The sequence below is a fragment of the Paenibacillus sp. SAF-068 genome (assembly GCF_051967555.1).
GTDB lineage: Bacteria > Bacillota > Bacilli > Paenibacillales > Paenibacillaceae > Paenibacillus.
Map to the genome: position 1 here is coordinate 2,242,051 of NZ_JBQCJX010000001.1, position 18,568 is coordinate 2,260,618.

14 protein-coding genes are annotated in these 18,568 nt (G+C 44.3%); 13 read left to right on the forward strand and 1 reads right to left on the reverse strand.

The window, feature by feature from the left end; genetic code table 11:
• Positions 1 to 3 precede the first annotated feature (3 nt).
• The 5 genes from ACTHPG_RS09805 (at position 4) to ACTHPG_RS09825 (ending at position 4,128) form a co-directional block, all read left to right on the forward strand.
• On the forward strand, positions 4 to 969 hold the full coding sequence (locus tag ACTHPG_RS09805) for an ABC transporter permease (RefSeq protein WP_421889614.1): 966 nt from the start codon (positions 4 to 6) through the stop codon (positions 967 to 969).
• A gap of 12 nt (positions 970 to 981) precedes the next feature.
• On the forward strand, positions 982 to 1,884 hold the full coding sequence (locus tag ACTHPG_RS09810; RefSeq protein ID WP_278295159.1) for a carbohydrate ABC transporter permease: 903 nt from the start codon (positions 982 to 984) through the stop codon (positions 1,882 to 1,884).
• A 283-nt stretch (positions 1,885 to 2,167) separates the two neighbouring features.
• Entirely contained in the window at positions 2,168 to 2,542 is a 375-nt protein-coding gene (locus ACTHPG_RS09815; protein WP_440389003.1) for a response regulator transcription factor, read from the forward strand.
• Positions 2,532 to 3,167 (forward strand): chemotaxis protein CheC, encoded by a 636-nt coding sequence (locus ACTHPG_RS09820; protein ID WP_440389004.1) that lies wholly within the window; start codon positions 2,532 to 2,534, stop codon positions 3,165 to 3,167. The genes ACTHPG_RS09815 and ACTHPG_RS09820 overlap by 11 nt, the downstream gene beginning before the upstream one ends.
• Complete coding sequence (locus tag ACTHPG_RS09825; RefSeq protein WP_440389005.1) at positions 3,160 to 4,128, forward strand: diguanylate cyclase domain-containing protein; 969 nt, start codon at positions 3,160 to 3,162, stop codon at positions 4,126 to 4,128. Before ACTHPG_RS09820 ends, ACTHPG_RS09825 begins: the two co-directional genes overlap by 8 nt.
• A 157-nt stretch (positions 4,129 to 4,285) precedes the next feature.
• Here the strand turns inward: ACTHPG_RS09825 and ACTHPG_RS09830 are convergent, their stop codons facing one another.
• Positions 4,286 to 6,814 carry a tetratricopeptide repeat protein gene (locus tag ACTHPG_RS09830; protein WP_440389006.1) on the reverse strand — a complete coding sequence of 843 codons (2,529 nt, stop codon included), beginning with the start codon at positions 6,812 to 6,814 and terminating at the stop codon, positions 4,286 to 4,288.
• 129 nt (positions 6,815 to 6,943) lie between these two features.
• Between ACTHPG_RS09830 and ACTHPG_RS09835 the strand changes: the two genes are divergently transcribed.
• From ACTHPG_RS09835 to ACTHPG_RS09870, 8 genes are all read left to right on the forward strand, one after another.
• On the forward strand, positions 6,944 to 7,327 hold the full coding sequence (locus tag ACTHPG_RS09835; RefSeq protein WP_440389008.1) for a tautomerase family protein: 384 nt from the start codon (positions 6,944 to 6,946) through the stop codon (positions 7,325 to 7,327).
• 59 nt (positions 7,328 to 7,386) lie between these two features.
• A complete protein-coding gene (locus ACTHPG_RS09840; RefSeq protein ID WP_440389009.1) occupies positions 7,387 to 8,022 on the forward strand; it encodes an FMN-dependent NADH-azoreductase in 636 nt (211 codons plus the stop codon).
• Positions 8,023 to 8,096: 74 nt separating this feature from the next.
• The gene (locus ACTHPG_RS09845) at positions 8,097 to 8,780 is read left to right on the forward strand and encodes a metal-dependent hydrolase (protein ID WP_440389010.1); all 684 of its coding nucleotides are present in this window, start codon (positions 8,097 to 8,099) and stop codon (positions 8,778 to 8,780) included.
• Positions 8,781 to 9,023: 243 nt separating this feature from the next.
• The gene (locus ACTHPG_RS09850; RefSeq protein ID WP_440389012.1) at positions 9,024 to 11,339 is read left to right on the forward strand and encodes a glycoside hydrolase family 95 protein; all 2,316 of its coding nucleotides are present in this window, start codon (positions 9,024 to 9,026) and stop codon (positions 11,337 to 11,339) included.
• A gap of 378 nt (positions 11,340 to 11,717) precedes the next feature.
• Positions 11,718 to 13,304: a response regulator gene (locus tag ACTHPG_RS09855; protein WP_440389013.1), complete on the forward strand. Its 1,587-nt coding sequence runs from the start codon at positions 11,718 to 11,720 to the stop codon at positions 13,302 to 13,304.
• The gene (locus ACTHPG_RS09860; protein ID WP_440389014.1) at positions 13,286 to 15,025 is read left to right on the forward strand and encodes a sensor histidine kinase; all 1,740 of its coding nucleotides are present in this window, start codon (positions 13,286 to 13,288) and stop codon (positions 15,023 to 15,025) included. The genes ACTHPG_RS09855 and ACTHPG_RS09860 overlap by 19 nt, the downstream gene beginning before the upstream one ends.
• Positions 15,026 to 15,146: 121 nt before the next feature.
• Entirely contained in the window at positions 15,147 to 16,808 is a 1,662-nt protein-coding gene (locus ACTHPG_RS09865) for an ABC transporter substrate-binding protein (RefSeq protein ID WP_440389015.1), read from the forward strand.
• A 41-nt stretch (positions 16,809 to 16,849) separates the two neighbouring features.
• Positions 16,850 to 18,526: an ABC transporter substrate-binding protein gene (locus ACTHPG_RS09870; RefSeq protein WP_440389016.1), complete on the forward strand. Its 1,677-nt coding sequence runs from the start codon at positions 16,850 to 16,852 to the stop codon at positions 18,524 to 18,526.
• The last annotated feature ends 42 nt before the right edge of the window (positions 18,527 to 18,568 follow it).

Below are 18,568 nucleotides of genomic sequence, written 5' to 3' on the forward strand. Positions count from 1 at the left end.
AAGATGGCGAACACGCCTGGAGCCATACCAGAGCAAACTACCCGTACAGTCGTTACCAAAACACCACTGTTAAAACGGTTGCGCGGACAAAGACAACTGATGTTCATGTCATTGCCCATCGTTGCGTATATTCTCGTATTCTCGTATTATCCCATCTGGGGTTGGGTTATGGCCTTTCAGAATTACAGTCCTGCCAAGAGTTTCTCCCAGCAGGAATGGGTCGGGCTCAAGCACTTCAAGTTTTTGCTAACAGACGATGCATTTCTTAACGTGCTTCGTAATACCATTGCGATGAGCGTAATCAATATGGTACTCGGATTTGCGACAGCAATTATATTTGCCATTTTACTTAATGAGATCAAGCACAAATTATATAAAAGAACCATTCAAACCATATCGTATTTACCTCACTTTCTCTCATGGATCATTGTGACAGGCATCGTAGCAAGTTCACTATCTGTTGATGGTGGGATTGTCAATGTGGTACTCATGAAGCTGAATATCATTCAAGAACCTATCATGTGGCTTAGCGTTCCGGAATACTTCTGGGGCATTGTAGGAGCATCCCACGTATGGAAAGAAGTAGGCTGGAATGCCATTATTTATTTGGCGGCCATCACGTCGATCGATCCTTCCCTTTATGAAGCGGCAGAGATTGATGGGGCGAACCGATATAAGAAAATGCTGTATGTGACCTTACCCGGGATCAAATCCATTGTTATCATTCTGCTGATCATGAATATGGGCTGGATTTTGGAAGCTGGATTCGAAGTTCAGTATCTGTTAGGTAATGGTGTGGTTGTCGACTGGTCACAGACGATAGATATATTTGTCCTGAAATACGGACTACAGATTGGGAATTATTCTTTGGCTACTGCGGCAGGTATCTTCAAGACAGTAGTGAGTATTACGCTGATCTTTGCAGCGAATTCTATTTCCAAACGGCTCGGGGAAGACCGATTAATATAAGGGGGACTAGAGATGGGAATCAATAAATCTCGGCTTGAACCGATTGTCTTCCATACGTTAAATGGTATACTGATGATCGCAATCGCGATTGTTACCCTGTATCCGTTTGTGAATACACTCGCCGTATCGTTCAATGCCGGTAACGACACCATCCGGGGTGGAATTTATCTGTGGCCTCGGGTATGGACAGATCAAAACTACAGAGCAGTATTTGCAGGAGGGACCATCTTCAGCGCCTTTGGTATCTCTGTGGCGAGAACGGTTTTGGGGACAGTCTTAAGTCTATTCTTAACCTCCATGCTGGCTTATACACTAAGCCGAAAAGATTATATTCTGCGCAAGCCGATTACCATTGTAGTTGTTCTTACGATGTATTTTAGTGCAGGACTTATCCCAACTTACTTCCTAATGAAAGATTTGCATTTGTTAAACAACTTCCTGGTGTACATTATTCCTGGGCTGATCAGTGCCTTCAATATGATTGTTATTCGAACCTATATCCAGACACTACCCGAGGGATTGATTGAATCGGCCAAAATTGATGGTGCTGGAGATTTCAGAACGTTCATGTCTATTATTCTACCGCTCTGCCAACCGGTGCTGGCTACGGTTGCACTGTTTATTGCAGTCGGTCAATGGAACTCTTGGTTCGATACGTTTCTGTATGCGTCTTCCAAACAAAACCTGAGCACGCTGCAATATGAGTTGATGAAACTATTATCGTCTTCCATGAATTCCAACAGCAGTGCAGCCGTTGCCAACGGTGCAGATCTTGGCGCTGCGCGTAACATGGTCACTCCTGTATCTATTCGGGCAGCCATTACGATTGTAGCGGCATTACCCATCTTGGTCGTATATCCATTCTTGCAGAAGTATTTCGTTCATGGCTTGCAGCTTGGAGGGGTAAAAGAGTAAAATTAATGCAGTTCCGGATAACCGATCAAAAACGGTCACTAGGGTGACCGTTTTTTCATGTTCTTAATCGGCGGGTCAGTGTATGTCAATTGCACACAAATCTAGCTTATTCAATAATGTTGTTGACAATCAAATTAAAGTTAATATAATTTATATATTTACTCGATTCACCAGTCAGTCTCTTTTCAGGGTGCCACTGCGCGCGAAAGCCCTCTATCAAGAACTGTCCACAGTGCCTGACATCCCGAGCTATTACCATTCTATCAAGGAGACTGAAGAGAAAATGAAAGTATTAATCGTGGAAGATTCCATTTTCGTGCAGAAATTGCTTACAAAATTGATTGTTGATCATATTCCAGCATGCGAGATTCAGATCGCTAACAATGGAGAGCAAGGATACAACATGTTCACGGAATTCCAACCTGATCTTATCACTACAGACCTGCTGATGCCTGGTTTGAACGGACAAGAAATGCTTCGAATGATCCGGGAAACGGATAGTAATGTCAAAATTATTATCTTATCTGCAGATATTCAGAAGACAACTAGAGATGAAGTTGAATTACTGGGCATTTCCGGGTTTCTGAATAAACCGTTAACTGCAGAGAAGGCAACTACCATGATTCAACTCATTCAGGCGGCCTGTCATGCTGAATGATTTACAGAAGGATCTGCTGACTGAACTTGTGAACGTTTACGTGGGACAAGCGGCTAACATGTTGTCGGAGATTGTAGATAAGCGTATCGTATTAAGTATTCCTGAAGTAGAACTAATCTCCATATCCGATGTAGATCCTGGAGATCGAAGATATAACATTTTCTTTAGTGAAGGTCACCTGTTCAGATCATCCTTACAGTTTGGATACGAATTTCAGGGGAAAGCATTCTTAATGTTTCCTGTTGAGCAGGCTAAAGTACTCGCGAACATCTGTCTTGGAGAACTGGGCGAGAGCGTTATACCTGAAGATCCGAACCTGATGGACACAGATTTGGACGTTTTGAAGGAAGTTAGCAATGTCCTGCTTAACGCCATTATTGGAGAATTCGGAAATTTCCTGGAGATCAAACTGGAATACGTTCTGCCTGATATTGAACTGATCTATGTCACCAATTCCGATCAACAAATTTTGCTTCAGAATGAAGTCTATGTGCTGGTTTTACATACCTCGTTTTTACTTGCCGATACAGATGTGACAGGTATCATTGTCATAGCATTAAGTATGAACTCCATATCCAGCCTGCTGGCCAAAATGGACGCTATGTTGGAGGCGGACAATGGATAATCTCATTTCGCAAGCCTTGAACAAAGCCCATATGGGAATAATGATCGTGGATAGACACTTGAAAGTTGTTGTGTGGAATGGATGGTTGGAACGCCTTACAGGCAAAAATAAAGAAGAAGTTGTTGGCCTGAATCTGCTTGAAGTATGTCCAAGGTTTAAGTCGAATGTATATTTGAATATTTTGCAAAATGCGCTGTATCATGGACAAAGCAGATTTTGCTCAAGCGCTCTACATAAGGCTTTTATTCTTCCCAAGGAAGGCGAGGATGAGCATTTATTAAGACAAAACATGAATGTGGACCCGCTCTATCTGGAAGATCGCAGTTATGCCCTCATTCAAATTAGTGATATGACAAATGTGAATACAAGGGTATATAAACTTAAAAACCTGATTAAGGAACTGGAGACGGAATACACCAAAATCAAGATCTCCGAGAAGATCAGCAAACATTTGTCTTTACATGATCCTCTTACAGGTCTGCCCAATCGTCTTGCTTATAATGACCGCCTTGCCTGGGCGATCAGTAATGCTCAAAGAAACAATAGTAAACTTGCCGTTATGTTTGTGGATGCGGATGGGTTTAAACAAGTGAATGATACGTATGGGCACCATGTTGGTGATCAAGTGCTGCTGGAAATGGCAAAGCGATTAAGCGAAACAATTCCGAGTACGGACACTGTAGCACGGCTTGGCGGGGACGAATTCATCATTCTAAGTCACTTGAAAGATGATCGAGATGCTGAAGTGATTGCCAAAAAACTGGAAGCTGCATTCAGTACCCATTTCAAAATTGCCGGAAACTATATCAACCTTTCGATGAGTATTGGCATCAGCCTGTTTCCCAAGCATGGACAGGAGCCTTCCGAACTTCTGAGGCATGCGGATGGAGCCATGTACAAGATTAAAAAGAACGGCAAGAATGGTTACGGAGTTTATGAAGCAGGAGAAGTTCACAACTGATATAACTGATAAAGATGCTCTGCCAACTGAAATGGTGTTGAACAAGAATAATGCACATATTAACTTCTAAAAATCAAATCGAGCGCATGATTCCTTCGAACCGTCGAAGGAATCATGCGCTCGATTTGGTAATCATGGTGATATGCAATATAACCCTCTACATCTCCAAAGCATGAGCTAGTGCTTGAGCTCGCGTCATCTCTGTACCTATACTCCACCATCTGTGTAATTCCTGATCGGACATAGCCTGCTGGAGTATGAGCACGGTCTCCTGATGTTCTACTGGGAAGTTCGCTATGTTCTCCCTGTCATAGCTGTGGCGGCCTTTCTCAGCGGCACCAAGAAGCAGCGTGGCCTCAGAGAACCTACCCTTGGCACATAGTGTGATGCCTAATCCTTCTAATCCCCGAGAAAGTACCCATGATCCTCGATAAATCTGACTCGCAGCGATACTTTTTTTGAAATATTCGATGGAGAGAGAGAGTTCTCCAAGTTTCAAGGCAGAGAGACCCAGACACTCGTATGGACCCGATACTTCCCATTGATCTTGGATCGCTTCAAACAACTGCACACTCTCTTTCAGAAGTGTAGAAGCTCCGCTATAGTTCTTTTTCTCCAATTGGAGTTTTCCGTACGCATGCAATGAGGATGCCAGATTCCATAAATCCCCCGTTGTTCTTGCCATTTCCACACTCTGTTCAACCAATGGCTGGGCTTTCTCAATACGCTTTTGATTGATATGGATGAATGCGAGTAACCGAAGGGAAGAGGACATGAGCGAGTGTAGTTTCAGGTCCCGGGCCAGTTCAACACTACGTGTTGCTGACGTTATGGCATATTCAATATTTCCCTGTATGAATTGAATGACACCTTGTCCATGCAACGCTTTGGCAGTATTCACGTCTGCCGGCTGATTATCCACATCTTGGCCCAGAAAGTGATCCAGCCAATACAAACCTTCCTTCAGTCTACCCTCGTGAAGCCAGAACCAATAAAGATGTGAGACCATATGTAGCCCGAACGCATAGGTCCGGCTATGCTGATATGACCATTGAAGAGCAGAGCGCAGATTGGTATACTCTCGTCTCACCTCTTCAATACAAGCCTCTCGCTCATGAGTTCTGAACTTGGATTCTTCACGAATCAGGCATTCATTGTAATATCGAGCATGCCGCTCCAAGAGCGCCTGGTGCTTGCATTCTTCCGATTCTTCACGTAGCTTGCCAGCGGCATATTCCTTAATTGCTTCCAGCAAGGAATAACGAACGAAGCCGTAATCTGCGGCAATCTCATAGGATACAAGGGATTTGTTGACAAGACCGGATAGAAGATCAAGCATATCCTCCGGAGTGATCCGATCTTCCCGATCAGGCATTCCGGGCTCACAGATACAGATTTCCTCCGCCGCTGCCAATGTAAACCCTCCTGCAAATACACTAAGTCGCCTCAGCAAAAGTCGTTCCTTGCCTGTAAGCAGATTATAACTCCAATCGATCGTGGATTTCAGTGTCTGCTGCCGAGGGGCTGCCGTTCGTTTGCCGGTGGTCAACAACGTTAACAGATTAGCCAGACGTTCATCGATCTGTTCCAGTGTCAACATATTCATTCTAGCAACCGCAAGCTCTATGGCCAACGGGATTCCCTCTACCTTGTTGCAAATGGAACAAACAAGTCGGAGATTGGGCAGGGTGGGCTGAAATTGGGGAGCAATCATACGCGCCCGTTCCAGAAACAATTGCACCGCTTCAAAGTCCAGAACCTCTCGTTCGGAGAGTGCATTTAGCGAATCATTATCCGCAGGGAAGGTGAGCGGTGGAATTCGGTAGACGGACTCCCCCCAAATATTAAGTGGCTCTCGGCTGGTAGCAAGAATAGTTAATCCCGCTGCTCCTGCCAAAAGAGATTCTGCCATTGCTGCAACGGAATCAATAATATGTTCGCAGTTATCGAAAATAAAGAGTATTTTTTGTCCTGCGATCGCATCCAGCATGGTTTGAATATCGGTTCGTTTTGCTTGATTTGGAAGTCCCAGCGTGGATAGAAGCAGTTGTCCCAAGCCTTGTGGTTCAGTAATATTGCCGAATTCAAACATCCAGACCCCTTGTGGATATAATTCCACCAATGTAGAAGCTGTCTCAATGGCAAGAGACGTTTTGCCGATTCCTCCCGGCCCTATAATGGAAACCAGAGCGTGTGCATGTAACCGTTCCCTTAGCTCCTCTCGGGAGTGGCTTCGTCCAACGAAGAGTGTGGGAAGTTTTGGCAATCGACTTGCCGTTTTGATCGATGTTGATGGTATACTGCTGGCTTGTTCGTCTACCATTCTCTCCATAGTCGCCAACATTTCGAACCAGTTAACGTCAAAGTCCGGAAATTCCCGATGAGTTGCCGACCGCGCTTCCGAGAAGCGTTTAACAGCAAACCAGAGTTCCTGCGCTTCTTGATGCGGGTTGCTTTCCAGAAAAAGTCCCTCTTCCCAAAAAGCCTGGATGATACGCTTGAGGTTACCTACGCTGGGAAGCCGATCTCCGTTTTCCCATTGTTGAACGGTACGCGGGTCAACACCGACACGCTTGGCCAGATCCACCTGGCGCATCCGTTTGGAAGGGCCCTGCCTCGCAGGTCTGGAGCGTATCTTTTTAATCCATTCATGAGGCCAATCTTTCGAAAATTGCCCTTCTACCATATGATCACCTGAATTTCATAGTCTGAGCTACTAAGACACGAACAAACACGAACTCATATACATTCGTGTTCTGGATTTTAGCAGATAAAATAAAGCATATCAACAAAAACAAACAAGGAGGCAACGGACATGCCATTAACACGCATCGTTACTATAAAAGGCCGTTCAAGTGAAGAGAAATCCCAGATCGGTGAAGTTGTTCTGCAAACGATCGTGGATAAACTGCACGTACCTGCAAACGATCGGTTTCTGATCATTGAAGAAGTGGAACGTGAAAATTTCAGTTTTGATCCGAATTGTCTGGATATCGAAAGAAGCGACGGTTTCCTCATTGTTCAGATTACTTTGAACGCCGGTCGTTCTGACGAAGTGAAGAAAGAGTTCTATACGGTACTTGCCGAGCAGCTGAATCAGAAGAATGGCATTCGTAAAGAAGATGTATTCATCAATCTGATTGAAGTTACCAAAGAAAACTGGTCATATGGGAATGGGCTCGCCCCATTCATCGCTTAATTTTACAACTTGCAAGATTCAAGATAAAAAAAATGTTTAAACGAGAGGAAGATATAATCATGTCAACACTACTGTATATTACAGCTCACCCAGGTAACCCTGAAGCTTCGTATAGCCTGTCCGTCGGAGAACAATTTGTACGATCTTACCAAGAAAGCAACCCTGAAGACAAGGTTGTACGTGTAGATCTGTATGAACGTGACATTCCCCAGATTGATGCTGATGTATTTAGCGCTTGGGGCACATTGCAAACCGGTGGTTCGTTTGATCAACTGACAGCTCCGCAACAGCAAAAGATTACTCAATTGAATAACTTGCTTGAGGAATTCGTAGCAGCAGACAAATACGTGTTCGTTACACCTATGTGGAACTTCTCTTACCCACCTATAGTGAAAGCCTACATTGATTCCTTCTGTGTTAGAGCAAAAACATTCAAATACACTGAGAATGGTCCTGTCGGTTTGCTTGAGAACAAAAAAGCATTCCATATCCAGGCTACTGGAGGTGTTTACTCAGAAGGTCCTATAGCTGATCGGGAGAATGCCAGCCGTCATTTGAAAACAGTCCTGAACTTCGTAGGTATTACTGACTTCGACAACCTGTTCGTGGAAGGCATCTCCACAGCGGGAGATCGTGCCCCACAGATCAAAGCTGATGCAATTGAAAAAGCAAGGAACGCAGCTACAGAATTCTAAGCACCTAAATAAATACAAGCAGCGTACGCGCACTAACTGTGGAAAAATCGTCACATTAAGAGGAGACTCTGTCAATGAAAATATCTTATCATGCACATTCTGTTGTGAAAATTGAGACAAACGGCAAGACCATTTTGATTGATCCGTTTATTACAGGCAACTCCAACACAGATCTTAATGCGGCTACCGTGCAAGCGGATGTGATCCTGTTAACTCATGGACATGGGGATCATGTAGGCGACACGGTGGCCATCGCAAAACGAAATGATGCATTGGTCATTGCTTCTCCAGAACTTGCTGACATGTTAGGCTGGGAGGGCGTCCGAACTCATCCAATGAGCATTGGCGGAGCGTACACATTTGACTTTGGAAAAGTGAAACTGACTCAAGCATTCCATAGCTCAAGTTATGTAAACCCCCAGGCCCAAACGATCATCTACACGGGGATGCCTACCGGGATTTTGTTTTCTTCTGAAGGCAAAACGATATACCATGCAGGAGATACGGGTCTCTTTTACGATATGAAAGTGATTGGGGAGCGCAACGATATTGATTTGGCTTTTCTGCCAATTGGAGATAACCATACCATGGGACCGGAAGACGCTGCGCTCGCCACAGATTGGCTTCAAGCGAAACAAGTCGTGCCGATACATTTCAATACATTTCCGCTTATACAGCAAGATCCCCATTCCTTCGTTGAACTACTTCCGAACGGGGTAGGACAGGTTCTTGAGCCTGGCGAAGGGATTGAATTCTAATTCCCTGAACCTTTGATCTGAAATAGGTAGGACAAAGAAATATATGAAAAGTCGCTTTATAGCGGCTTTTTTGAATTTTATTAAACAAGTTGAAGACGGAAAGCTGGGATAGAATTATGATAATTCAAGTTAGTTTTGTTCATTTCGTTACTATTAAGCTTGAGGTACACTGAAACAACATATAAACGGAACACACTACATACGAAAAATTTAGAATTATAATTCGTTGGAGGGTTCGATGTAATGACTAACAAAATCTGGTTTAATCAACCTGCTGGAGTATGGGAAGAGGCATTGCCTATCGGGAATGGAACTCTTGGCGGAATGATTTTTGGGGAAACACAGATCGAGAGAATTCAGCTCAATGAAGATAGTCTGTGGTATGGTGGTCCGATGCAGCGGAATAATCCTCAAGCATTTGAATCTTTATCTCAGATCAGAAACCTGATTTTTGATGGCAAGATTGGGGAAGCAGAAGAACTCGCGGCAGTTACTCTGGTAGGAGTTCCTGACGGACAAAGGCATTATGAGCCATTAGGGGATTTCTATATGGCTATGGATCATGGTGAACGAGAACCGAATGAATATCAACGATATCTCGATCTGGAACAAGGCAAGGTAAACGTAAACTATATCGCAGATCAATCCATTTATACCCGTGATTTTTTTGCCAGCTACCCGGATCAAGTACTTGTTGTACATCTCAAATCCAGCGTACCGGGAAAGTTATCGTTCTCCACTATTTTTGGCAGGGGAACTGTTCTGAAATCAACACACTGGTCCAGTAGTCTTAAACATCCTGTTGGGTTCCAATCCAATCTGGACCGAATCGAAAAGCGTGGAACGAATGACGTGATCATCCGGGGAAGAAGTGGAGGAGAAGAAGGAATTCGATTTTGTTGCGGGATTCGCCTTATGTCCGAAGGGGGGCAGATTCATTATTCAAGCGGTCAGCTCTCACTGAAGGATGGTAATTCAGCGACTATTCTAATCTCGGCTTGCACGGATTTCCGAGTACCCAAAGAACAACTCGAAGCGGAGTGCCTCCGAAGAATTGAGGCCGCTTCAACCAAGCCATACAGCGAACTGCTCGCCAATCATGTCTCGGACTATCAGGCTTTATTCAAAAAAATGGATATACATCTCGAAGATGAAAATAAAGAGGTCATATGTTCTGAACTTCCAATCAATCAGCGTCTTGAACGGCTTAAAGATGGCAAGCATGATCCGGAACTGATGAGTCTATACTTTCAATTTGGTCGTTATCTGCTTATCTCAAGCAGTCGTCCAGGTTCTTTACCGGCAAACCTTCAAGGGATATGGAATAAAGACATGCTTCCAGTATGGGATAGCAAATATACAATTAATATTAATACACAGATGAATTACTGGCCTGCAGAAAGCTGTAATTTGTCTGAATGTCACGTTCCATTGTTTGATTTTATAGATCGACTGCACGTCCGAGGAAAGGAAACCGCCAGAACCATGTATGGATGCAAGGGATTCGTTGCTCATCACAATTCGGATATTTGGGCAGACGCTGCTCCGCAGGATGTATGCATGACATCGACGTTTTGGACCATGGGAGGAGCATGGCTCTCGTTACATCTGTGGGACCACTACGAATATAATAAAGATGTACATTTTCTCAAGAAAGTGTACTCCACGATGAAAGATGCGGCGGTGTTTATTCTGGATTATCTAATCGAGGATCCTTCCGGCAATTGGGTGATATGTCCTTCGTCCTCACCGGAAAATCGCTATATATTAGATAATGGGGAGTCGGGGGCTTTATGTTTTGGTGCTTCAATGGATAATCAGATTATTAGAGAACTGTTCACGCGTTGCATTGAAAGTACCCGGATCTTGCAGGAAGATCAGGAATTTGGAGAAGTGCTCCGTAATGCTTTAACCAAAATACCGGAGACCTCCATTGGAAAACATGGCCAGATCCAAGAGTGGAGTAACGATTATGATGAATTGGAACCTGGCCACAGACATATTTCCCATTTATTCGCTTTGCATCCAGGAACGCAAATTACGTTGCAATCAACGCCTGATCTGGCTGTAGCAGCTCGCGTAACACTCAACAGAAGATTGGAACACGGGGGCGGACATACAGGATGGAGCAGGGCGTGGATTCTCAACATGTGGGCACGATTAGAAGAGTCGGAACTTGCGCACGATAACATCGTGGAACTTCTACGTTCCTCTACGTTACCCAATCTGTTTTGTGACCATCCTCCATTTCAAATTGATGGGAACTTTGGAGGTACTGCAGGTATAGCAGAGATGCTTCTTCAGAGCCATGACGACGTGATCAGATTGTTACCTGCTTTGCCTGCAGCGTGGCCGAAAGGCTATATTCGTGGTATTCGGGCTCGTGGCGGATTTGAATTAGATCTGGAATGGGAAAAGGGCCGTCTCTTGAATGCGAGAATTCGCTCTATTGAAGAATCAAGAGTAACCGTATCCTATCAGGAACACACAATGGAACTAACCTTCCCTGGCCCCAATTCTATGATTGAATTGAAAGGATACGATTGGATTAATCAATAAGAAAATGTAAATTTACATGAGCGAATATCGGCCGACAAAATTGTCGGCTGAATTCGCTCTTTTTCTTTTCATAGCTAAGAAAAAGCTATTGATTCAAGCTGAATCAATGGCTTTTTGGTGTGGTGTCAATGTCCTTAATAGTCCTTTCGCGCAATAAATATAACGATCTATGCAATGAAATTACAGATCGCAACCTATAAAATGTAAGCATATTACATATTTGAGCGTAATTTTTGCAAGCGCTCCCAGGTGGGGCCCTAGTTTCTGCCGAGGCACTTCTTCATAAGGGTTTGCAGGCAAAAAAACATATTGGATTCCGCCGATAGGGAGAACTTGCTACCGGCGGTTTATTTTCGTTGGAGGAGAGGGGACACATCGATGTTAAAAATATTACTGGTAGATGACGAGATGTATGTACGAAAGGGGCTATATGAACTTATAAATTGGATTGATCTTGATATGGAGATTATCGGAGAGGCAGAGAACGGTGTTGAGGCACTGAATCTGATTGAACGCCTGCAACCAGACGTGATTATAACGGATATCCGTATGCCGATCCTGGACGGACTGGAACTTATACGGGCCGTAGAGAAAATGCCGCATCTGGAACCTGTGTTCATTATCATCAGTGGATATCATGACTTCAAATATGCACAGCAGGCCATCCGGTATGGTGTTCAAGACTATATTTTGAAACCTATTGATGATGAAGAACTGACAGCGACGTTGCAGAAGTCGGCTAATCTCATTGGCGATAAACGAAAACATATGCTCTTGGCTGAGGAACAAGCCAGTAACATCATGCTGGAGGATATGATCAAAGGCCATGTACAGCAGGAGGATGAACAACGATATGCCGAGATGTTAGGGATCAATCGTAGTTCCAGCCTGCTCATGACATTGATTGAACTTCAGACAGGATTAGACGAAATTAAAATCACCATTGAACAACTACGTGAAGTAATACATTCTTCGGAGAGCAATGTATGTAAAATGTTTATCAGTGAGCAACAACGCGGCATGTTTGCGTTATTACTATTGTTGCCTAAACATGATCGAGCGGGCTCGGCGTTACAAGATAAACTGCATAGTATTCATATAACACTGAGCAAAAGGTTGAACCTGGACATCGGCCTTTACGCAGGAACGCTTGTCAAAGAAATCGGTGATGTCCCACAATCCCTTATGGCGGCTGAAGAAGCAGCCAAGCATAAGTATGCGGAAATCGGTGGTGTCGTGTGTTATACGGAGATCAAGGACAAACCGTTGTTTGTTTTCAATGTATACCAAGACGAGGTGGATCAATTAATCTTGAGCCTGGAAGAGGGGAATAGACCTGCCTATCACAAAATGGTAGAAGAGAATTTCAAATTGTTTCATAAGAATCGATTTTCTCCTCAGGCTGTATCGGGTTCTCTATTGCGCTGTATTACGGGTATTCTCGCTGTTGTTCACGAAATGGGTGGTAATGATGAAGGGCTGCAGCAGCTAAAGGAACTGGCGCAGCAAAGTCATGAAGGTTGGAATTTACGACTATTGAAGAATGCTTTTCTCATCGCGCTGGAGGAAGCCGAGGATTATGTCTCTCATTTGCGGATGGAGCGATCCAAAGGGGACATCAGCAAGATCAAACGATATATTGATGCAAATTATACAGAGAACATCAATCTCAAAAGCATCGCTGCACTATTCTACATGAATCCCGTATATCTTGGGCGGTTATTCCGCAAAAGCTACAATCAATACTTCAATGACTACTTGCTGAACCTGCGGATTCATGAGGCGAAGAAGTTACTGCGTCAGACAGATCTGAGAATGTACGAGGTTGCTGCACGCGTAGGATTTCAGAATGCAGATTATTTTGTAACCCAGTTTGAGAAACTGGTTAAGTTATCGCCTACAGAGTATCGCAATCTCCTTATGGGAAATGAGCAGCGAGGTGCACAATGCCAAGATGGAACCTGAACTACATGAAGCTTCGAGATAAACTACTGCTGATGTATGTCCTGTCCGTGTTTATTCCCATCGTTGTTACCAATGTGGTGTTCTACAATGTCACATCTGCCAATATTCGTAGTCAGAAAACTCGTGATGCCGACATGGCCTTGAACAATCTGAAGAATGATCTGCGGGTAACCATCGATCAGGGTGTCGGTCTCTCTTACTCGTTATATATGGATCCTGTATTCAATGACACCATCTCTCGTTCATTTCGAAGTCATTTTGAGTACATTGACGCTTATAATTCGTACCTGAAAGGGCAATTCTCCGGTCAATTGAATCAGGGGATTCGCTGGTATCAAGTGTATACCGATAATTCTACCATTTTATCTTCCGGTTATATTGATCGTTTAACTGACCAGGTCCGAAGTTCTAACTGGTACGTTCAATTTCAGGCATACTCCGCTCCTTATCCCGCACTGATCTCAACGGATCAGATGTTAAGTCTGGTTCAACGGCTCGACAGTTTTGACACTGGGGGGAGAGAGCAGTTACTTAAAATTGACCTGAACATGGATATGATCAAGACGTATTTTCACAACAGCGGATTTGACGGAAAAGTGTATCTTCTTGATCCGGGAGGACACATCCAATTCTCAAATGATTCTACAGCAGAAGCATCTCAGATAGGGAAACGTTATAGCGAGATCCAGTTTCCGCACAAAATGATTCCCTTTGAACTTACGTATACAGGTATTAACTATCTGGAAGGGTGGTCCCTGCATGGCGTCATGGATGAAGAAATTGTCCTGAAAGAGGTACGGAAGTCCCGTTCCTTCGTGGTTTGGCTTGCTTGCATTAATTTTGTCTTGCCTTCCATCATCATCGCGACGATGTCCAGAACCATTCATGTCAGGCTGGTGCGTATTCTGAAACATATGAAAAAAGTAAAAACACAGAATTTCCAGACGATTCCGCCTGAAGATGCAAGAGATGAAATAGGTCAACTCACGATGGAATTTAATCGAATGACCGAGACGATTCATAACCTGATTCATGAGGTATATCTCGCTGACATCCAAAAGAAAGACTTGGAGCTAAAGCAGCAGCAAGCGCAGCTTCATGCACTTCATAGCCAGATCAACCCTCACTTTTTGTTTAATACCTTGGAATCAGTGCGTATGCGGAGCCTTATCAAAGGAGAGAAAGAGACCGCCAAAATCGTGCATCACATGGCCAAGATGTTTCGCAAGTCGATTAGTTGGAATCAGAATGATGTGACAGTGAAGGAGGAATTGGAACTCATCGAGAGCTTTTTGCAAATCCAGAAATATCGCTTTGGCGAAAAACTCCAATACCACATTGAAGCTGATCCTGCGATACTGATGTACCGAATCCCGAAGATGGTAATCCTCCCCTTTGTGGAAAATGCAAGTATTCATGGTATTGAGTCATCTCCGGGTGTAGGCATCATTCAACTCATCGTTTCAACGGGAAATGGGCAGCTCCTGATCAGACTAACGGATAACGGTATAGGCATGTCACAAGCAAAATTGGAAGAGTTGCTGAGCTACCTGGGTCAGAACACCGATATGGGAGAGCATGTTGGCATGAAGAATGCGTATAGTCGCTTAAAACTTTGCTATAAGAATCACTTTTCATTCGTCATCCAGACATGGGAAGGAGAAGGAACGCATATCCAAATTCAGCTTCCACTTGATGTATCATCCATGCCAGGCGACTAATTGCGAGGGATATACTTTTCAAAGTAGGATGTACACTTTCATGGGTAACTTTGAAAGCGCTATCTTGATATATTGAGAAGGCTTAAAGATACTAACCATACGTTAAGGGGGCATTAGCTACATGTTCGGAAAAAAGAACATTATAACAGGTCTGGCCATTTTACTGGCCGTAACGCTGGCGGGTTGCAATAAAGCCAGTCCGGAAGCCTCTTATCCAGACAGTAATGACAACACCCCGGTCACCTTCAAATATTTCACATTTGGCGGTGGCAAGAAAGACACTCTGGCAAGCAGCACGACCATTGGCAAGAAGCTACAGGAACAAACAGGCGTTGACTGGAAAATGGAATATCTGGTCGGCGACGGTGCAACCAAGGCAGGTGTAATGATTGCGAGCGGGGATTACCCCGACATCATCGACTCCAGTGGTGAAATGGCCAAGTTGATGGATGCAGGATCTTTTATTCCCCTGGATGAACTGATCGATCAATACGGGCCGAACATCAAGAGAGTATACGGGCCTTATATGGACAAATTCAGACAGCAGGATGGAAAGATATATTTCTTGCCATACACTGCCAACATCGGTTATGTGTCAGAGCCTAACTTCCAGACAGGCTTCTACATTCAGCGGGCTGTGCTCAAAGAGTTTAACTACCCCAAGATCAAAACGCTGGACGAATATTTTGATTTGATTGAGCAATACAAGCAAAAGTATCCGCAGATCGATGGAAAAGAAACGATTGGCTTCGCCACACTTGCAGGTGAATCGGGCAGCTTCTTCACCCTGCTAAATCCGGCCATGCATCTGGCAGGTTATCCGAACGATGGCAGTGTCATGGTGGATATGCAGAGCCATGAAGCCAAACTGGTAGCCGGATCTGATTATCAGCAACAATGGATTCAGAAGCTAAGCGAGGTTAATGCACAGGGATTGTTTGATCCCGAATCTTTCACAATGAACCAGGATCAGTATCTTGCCAAGTTGACATCCGGTCGGGTGCTGGGGTACTTCAGTTATTCCTGGCAGGTTGGCGACGCAACGAACAACCTCAAGAAGGCTGGTATTGATGATAAACGGTACGTATCTCTGCCGATCGTATTTGATGACAGCGTCAAAGACCAGTATGTGGACCCGCCAGGATTTGTGAACAACTATGGTGTTGGAATTACCGTTAATGCCAAAGATCCCGTGAGAATTATTAAATATTTTGATAATCTGCTCAAGGAAGAAAACCAGATTCTGGTTCAATGGGGCATTGAGGACGAGACGTATAGTGTGAATGATGAGGGCCGTTTTTATTTCGAGAATGATGACCAACGCAAAGCACATGAAGATCCGGAATTAAGCCGTAAATTCGGCTTTGACTATTTTAATTACAGCTGGCCCCGTTACGGAAATAACTCCGTACTGGAAGATGGCAACGCCTATGGACCAGGAAATCAGCCAGAGGTGGCTACCTTTACCTACACGGATGGTGACAAGTTGTTGTTAGAGAAATATGGCGTGGAGACATTCACAGAATTATTCAGCACGCCGGATGAGCGTCCTTGGTCTCCTGCATGGTCCATTGCACTGGAGCAAGGCTCTCCTGAACAGATTTTCATTACCAAGGCAGAAGATCTCCAGAAGAAATACTTACCCAAAATGATTATGGATTCGCCTTCCACTTTCGAGAATACGTGGAATGAGTATATGGGTCAATTGAATCAACTGGACAAGCAAACATATGAAGCTACGATAACACAGGCAGTGAAGGATCGTGTAGCTGGCAAATGGTGAGTGTAATCCATAGAGACCATACGGAACGGGGGAATATTTACATGTTAAAAGCGAAATTTAGAATAGCAAGTTTAGCTGTATTACTGACCGTTTTGCTGGCTGGCTGCAGTCAGAACAATTCGTCAACATCACCCTCAGCTACAGGTGATGAGGAGAACAGTCCAGTCACATTCTCGTATTACATGTTCTCACCAGGCAAGAAGGATACTCTGGCAAGCGAAACAACAATCGGTAAAGCGTTGCAAGAGCAAACGGGTGTGGACTGGAAGTTGGAATATCTGGTAGGTGATAGTGCAACAAAAGCCGGTGTCATGATTGCCAGTGGAGATTATCCTGATGTCATTAGCTCCAGTGGCGAGATGTCCAAGTTGCTGGATGCGGGGGCCTATATTCCGCTGGATGATCTGATTGAGGAATACGGCCCTAATATCAAAAGGGTATATGGACCATACTTCGATAAAATGAAGAATGCAGAAGACGGAAAGATCTATGCCCTGCCTTATACGGCTAATCAGGGTGAGTATTCAGGTAGTCCCAATGTGGGCGGGGGAGCCTTTTGGATTCAGCGTTCTGTTCTCAAGGAGTTCAACTATCCCAAGATTACTACACTCGATGAATACTTTGATCTGATTCAGGATTACAAGGAAAAACATCCAACGGTTGATGGTGCGGATACGATCGGATTTGTGTCACTTGCAGGTGTGGCCAATAACTTCTTCACACTGCAAAATCCAGCCATGCATCTTGCCGGTTATCCGAACGATGGCAGTGTCATGGTAGACATGACTACCCATGAAGCGAAAGTCGTTGCCGGAACAGATGCTCAGAAAAAATGGGTTCAGAAGTTAAATGAGATCAATGCGCAAGGCATGCTTGATCCGGAATCCTTTACGATGAACAAAGATCAGTACTTGGCCAAGCTGACTTCTGGTCGTGTGTTAGGATATTTCAATTATGGCTGGCAAATTGGGGATGCGTCGAAAAACCTGCTCTCGGCAGGCATTGATGAGAAGCGATACGCTCCACTTCCGATTGTGTTTGATGAAGGAATCAAGGATCAGTATGTGGATCCTCCCGGCTTCGTCAACAACTATGCAACAGGTATCTCGGTGAATGCCAAAGACCCTGTTCGGATCATCAAATATTTCGATAATTTGCTGAAGGAAGAGAATCAGGTTCTGGTGCAATGGGGAATCAAGGATGAGACGTACAGTGTGGATGAAAAGGGCCGATTCTATTATGCAAATGAAGATCAACGCAAGGCTCATGATGATCTGGAGCTCAGCCGTAAATTCGGGTTCACCTACTTTGGGACAGACTGGCCGCGATATGGCGGAGAATCTACACTAACCGATGGTAACGCTTATAGCCCTGGCAACCAGCCGGAAGTAGCCGCTGCATCTTACACCGAGGGAGACAAGAAATTCCTTGAAGCCTACGGTATTCAAACCTTTAGTGAATTATTTAACAAACCGGAAGAGCGGCCATGGTTCCCCGCGTGGTCCATCGCCCTTGAGCAAGGATCACCTGAACAGATCTTCACCACCAAATCGGATGATCTGCAACGTAAATACTTACCGGAAATGATCTTGGGAGCACCCTCGAATTTTGATAAGCTGTGGGATGCTTACATGGCTGAATTGAACAAATTGGACAAAGCTGGTTATGAAGCGACCATTACCAAAGTTGTGAAGGATCGTGTCGCAGGAAAATGGTAATAGCCTAGGAAGGAGCAGGTTCACCGTGGAGAAACCGAATGT

Bases quoted from the DNA above. Each gene is read 5' to 3' on its own strand.
- ACTHPG_RS09860 (WP_440389014.1), top strand. From the start codon at position 13,286: ATGCCAAGATGGAACCTGAACTACATGAAGCTTCGAGATAAACTACTG.
- ACTHPG_RS09830 (WP_440389006.1), bottom strand. From the start codon at position 6,814: ATGGTAGAAGGGCAATTTTCGAAAGATTGGCCTCATGAATGGATTAAA.
- ACTHPG_RS09855 (WP_440389013.1), top strand. From the start codon at position 11,718: ATGTTAAAAATATTACTGGTAGATGACGAGATGTATGTACGAAAGGGG.
- ACTHPG_RS09810 (WP_278295159.1), top strand. From the start codon at position 982: ATGGGAATCAATAAATCTCGGCTTGAACCGATTGTCTTCCATACGTTA.
- ACTHPG_RS09865 (WP_440389015.1), top strand. From the start codon at position 15,147: ATGTTCGGAAAAAAGAACATTATAACAGGTCTGGCCATTTTACTGGCC.
- ACTHPG_RS09840 (WP_440389009.1), top strand. From the start codon at position 7,387: ATGTCAACACTACTGTATATTACAGCTCACCCAGGTAACCCTGAAGCT.
- ACTHPG_RS09870 (WP_440389016.1), top strand. From the start codon at position 16,850: ATGTTAAAAGCGAAATTTAGAATAGCAAGTTTAGCTGTATTACTGACC.
- ACTHPG_RS09850 (WP_440389012.1), top strand. From the start codon at position 9,024: ATGACTAACAAAATCTGGTTTAATCAACCTGCTGGAGTATGGGAAGAG.
- ACTHPG_RS09805 (WP_421889614.1), top strand. From the start codon at position 4: ATGGCGAACACGCCTGGAGCCATACCAGAGCAAACTACCCGTACAGTC.
- ACTHPG_RS09815 (WP_440389003.1), top strand. From the start codon at position 2,168: ATGAAAGTATTAATCGTGGAAGATTCCATTTTCGTGCAGAAATTGCTT.
- ACTHPG_RS09845 (WP_440389010.1), top strand. From the start codon at position 8,097: ATGAAAATATCTTATCATGCACATTCTGTTGTGAAAATTGAGACAAAC.
- ACTHPG_RS09820 (WP_440389004.1), top strand. From the start codon at position 2,532: ATGCTGAATGATTTACAGAAGGATCTGCTGACTGAACTTGTGAACGTT.
- ACTHPG_RS09825 (WP_440389005.1), top strand. From the start codon at position 3,160: ATGGATAATCTCATTTCGCAAGCCTTGAACAAAGCCCATATGGGAATA.
- ACTHPG_RS09835 (WP_440389008.1), top strand. From the start codon at position 6,944: ATGCCATTAACACGCATCGTTACTATAAAAGGCCGTTCAAGTGAAGAG.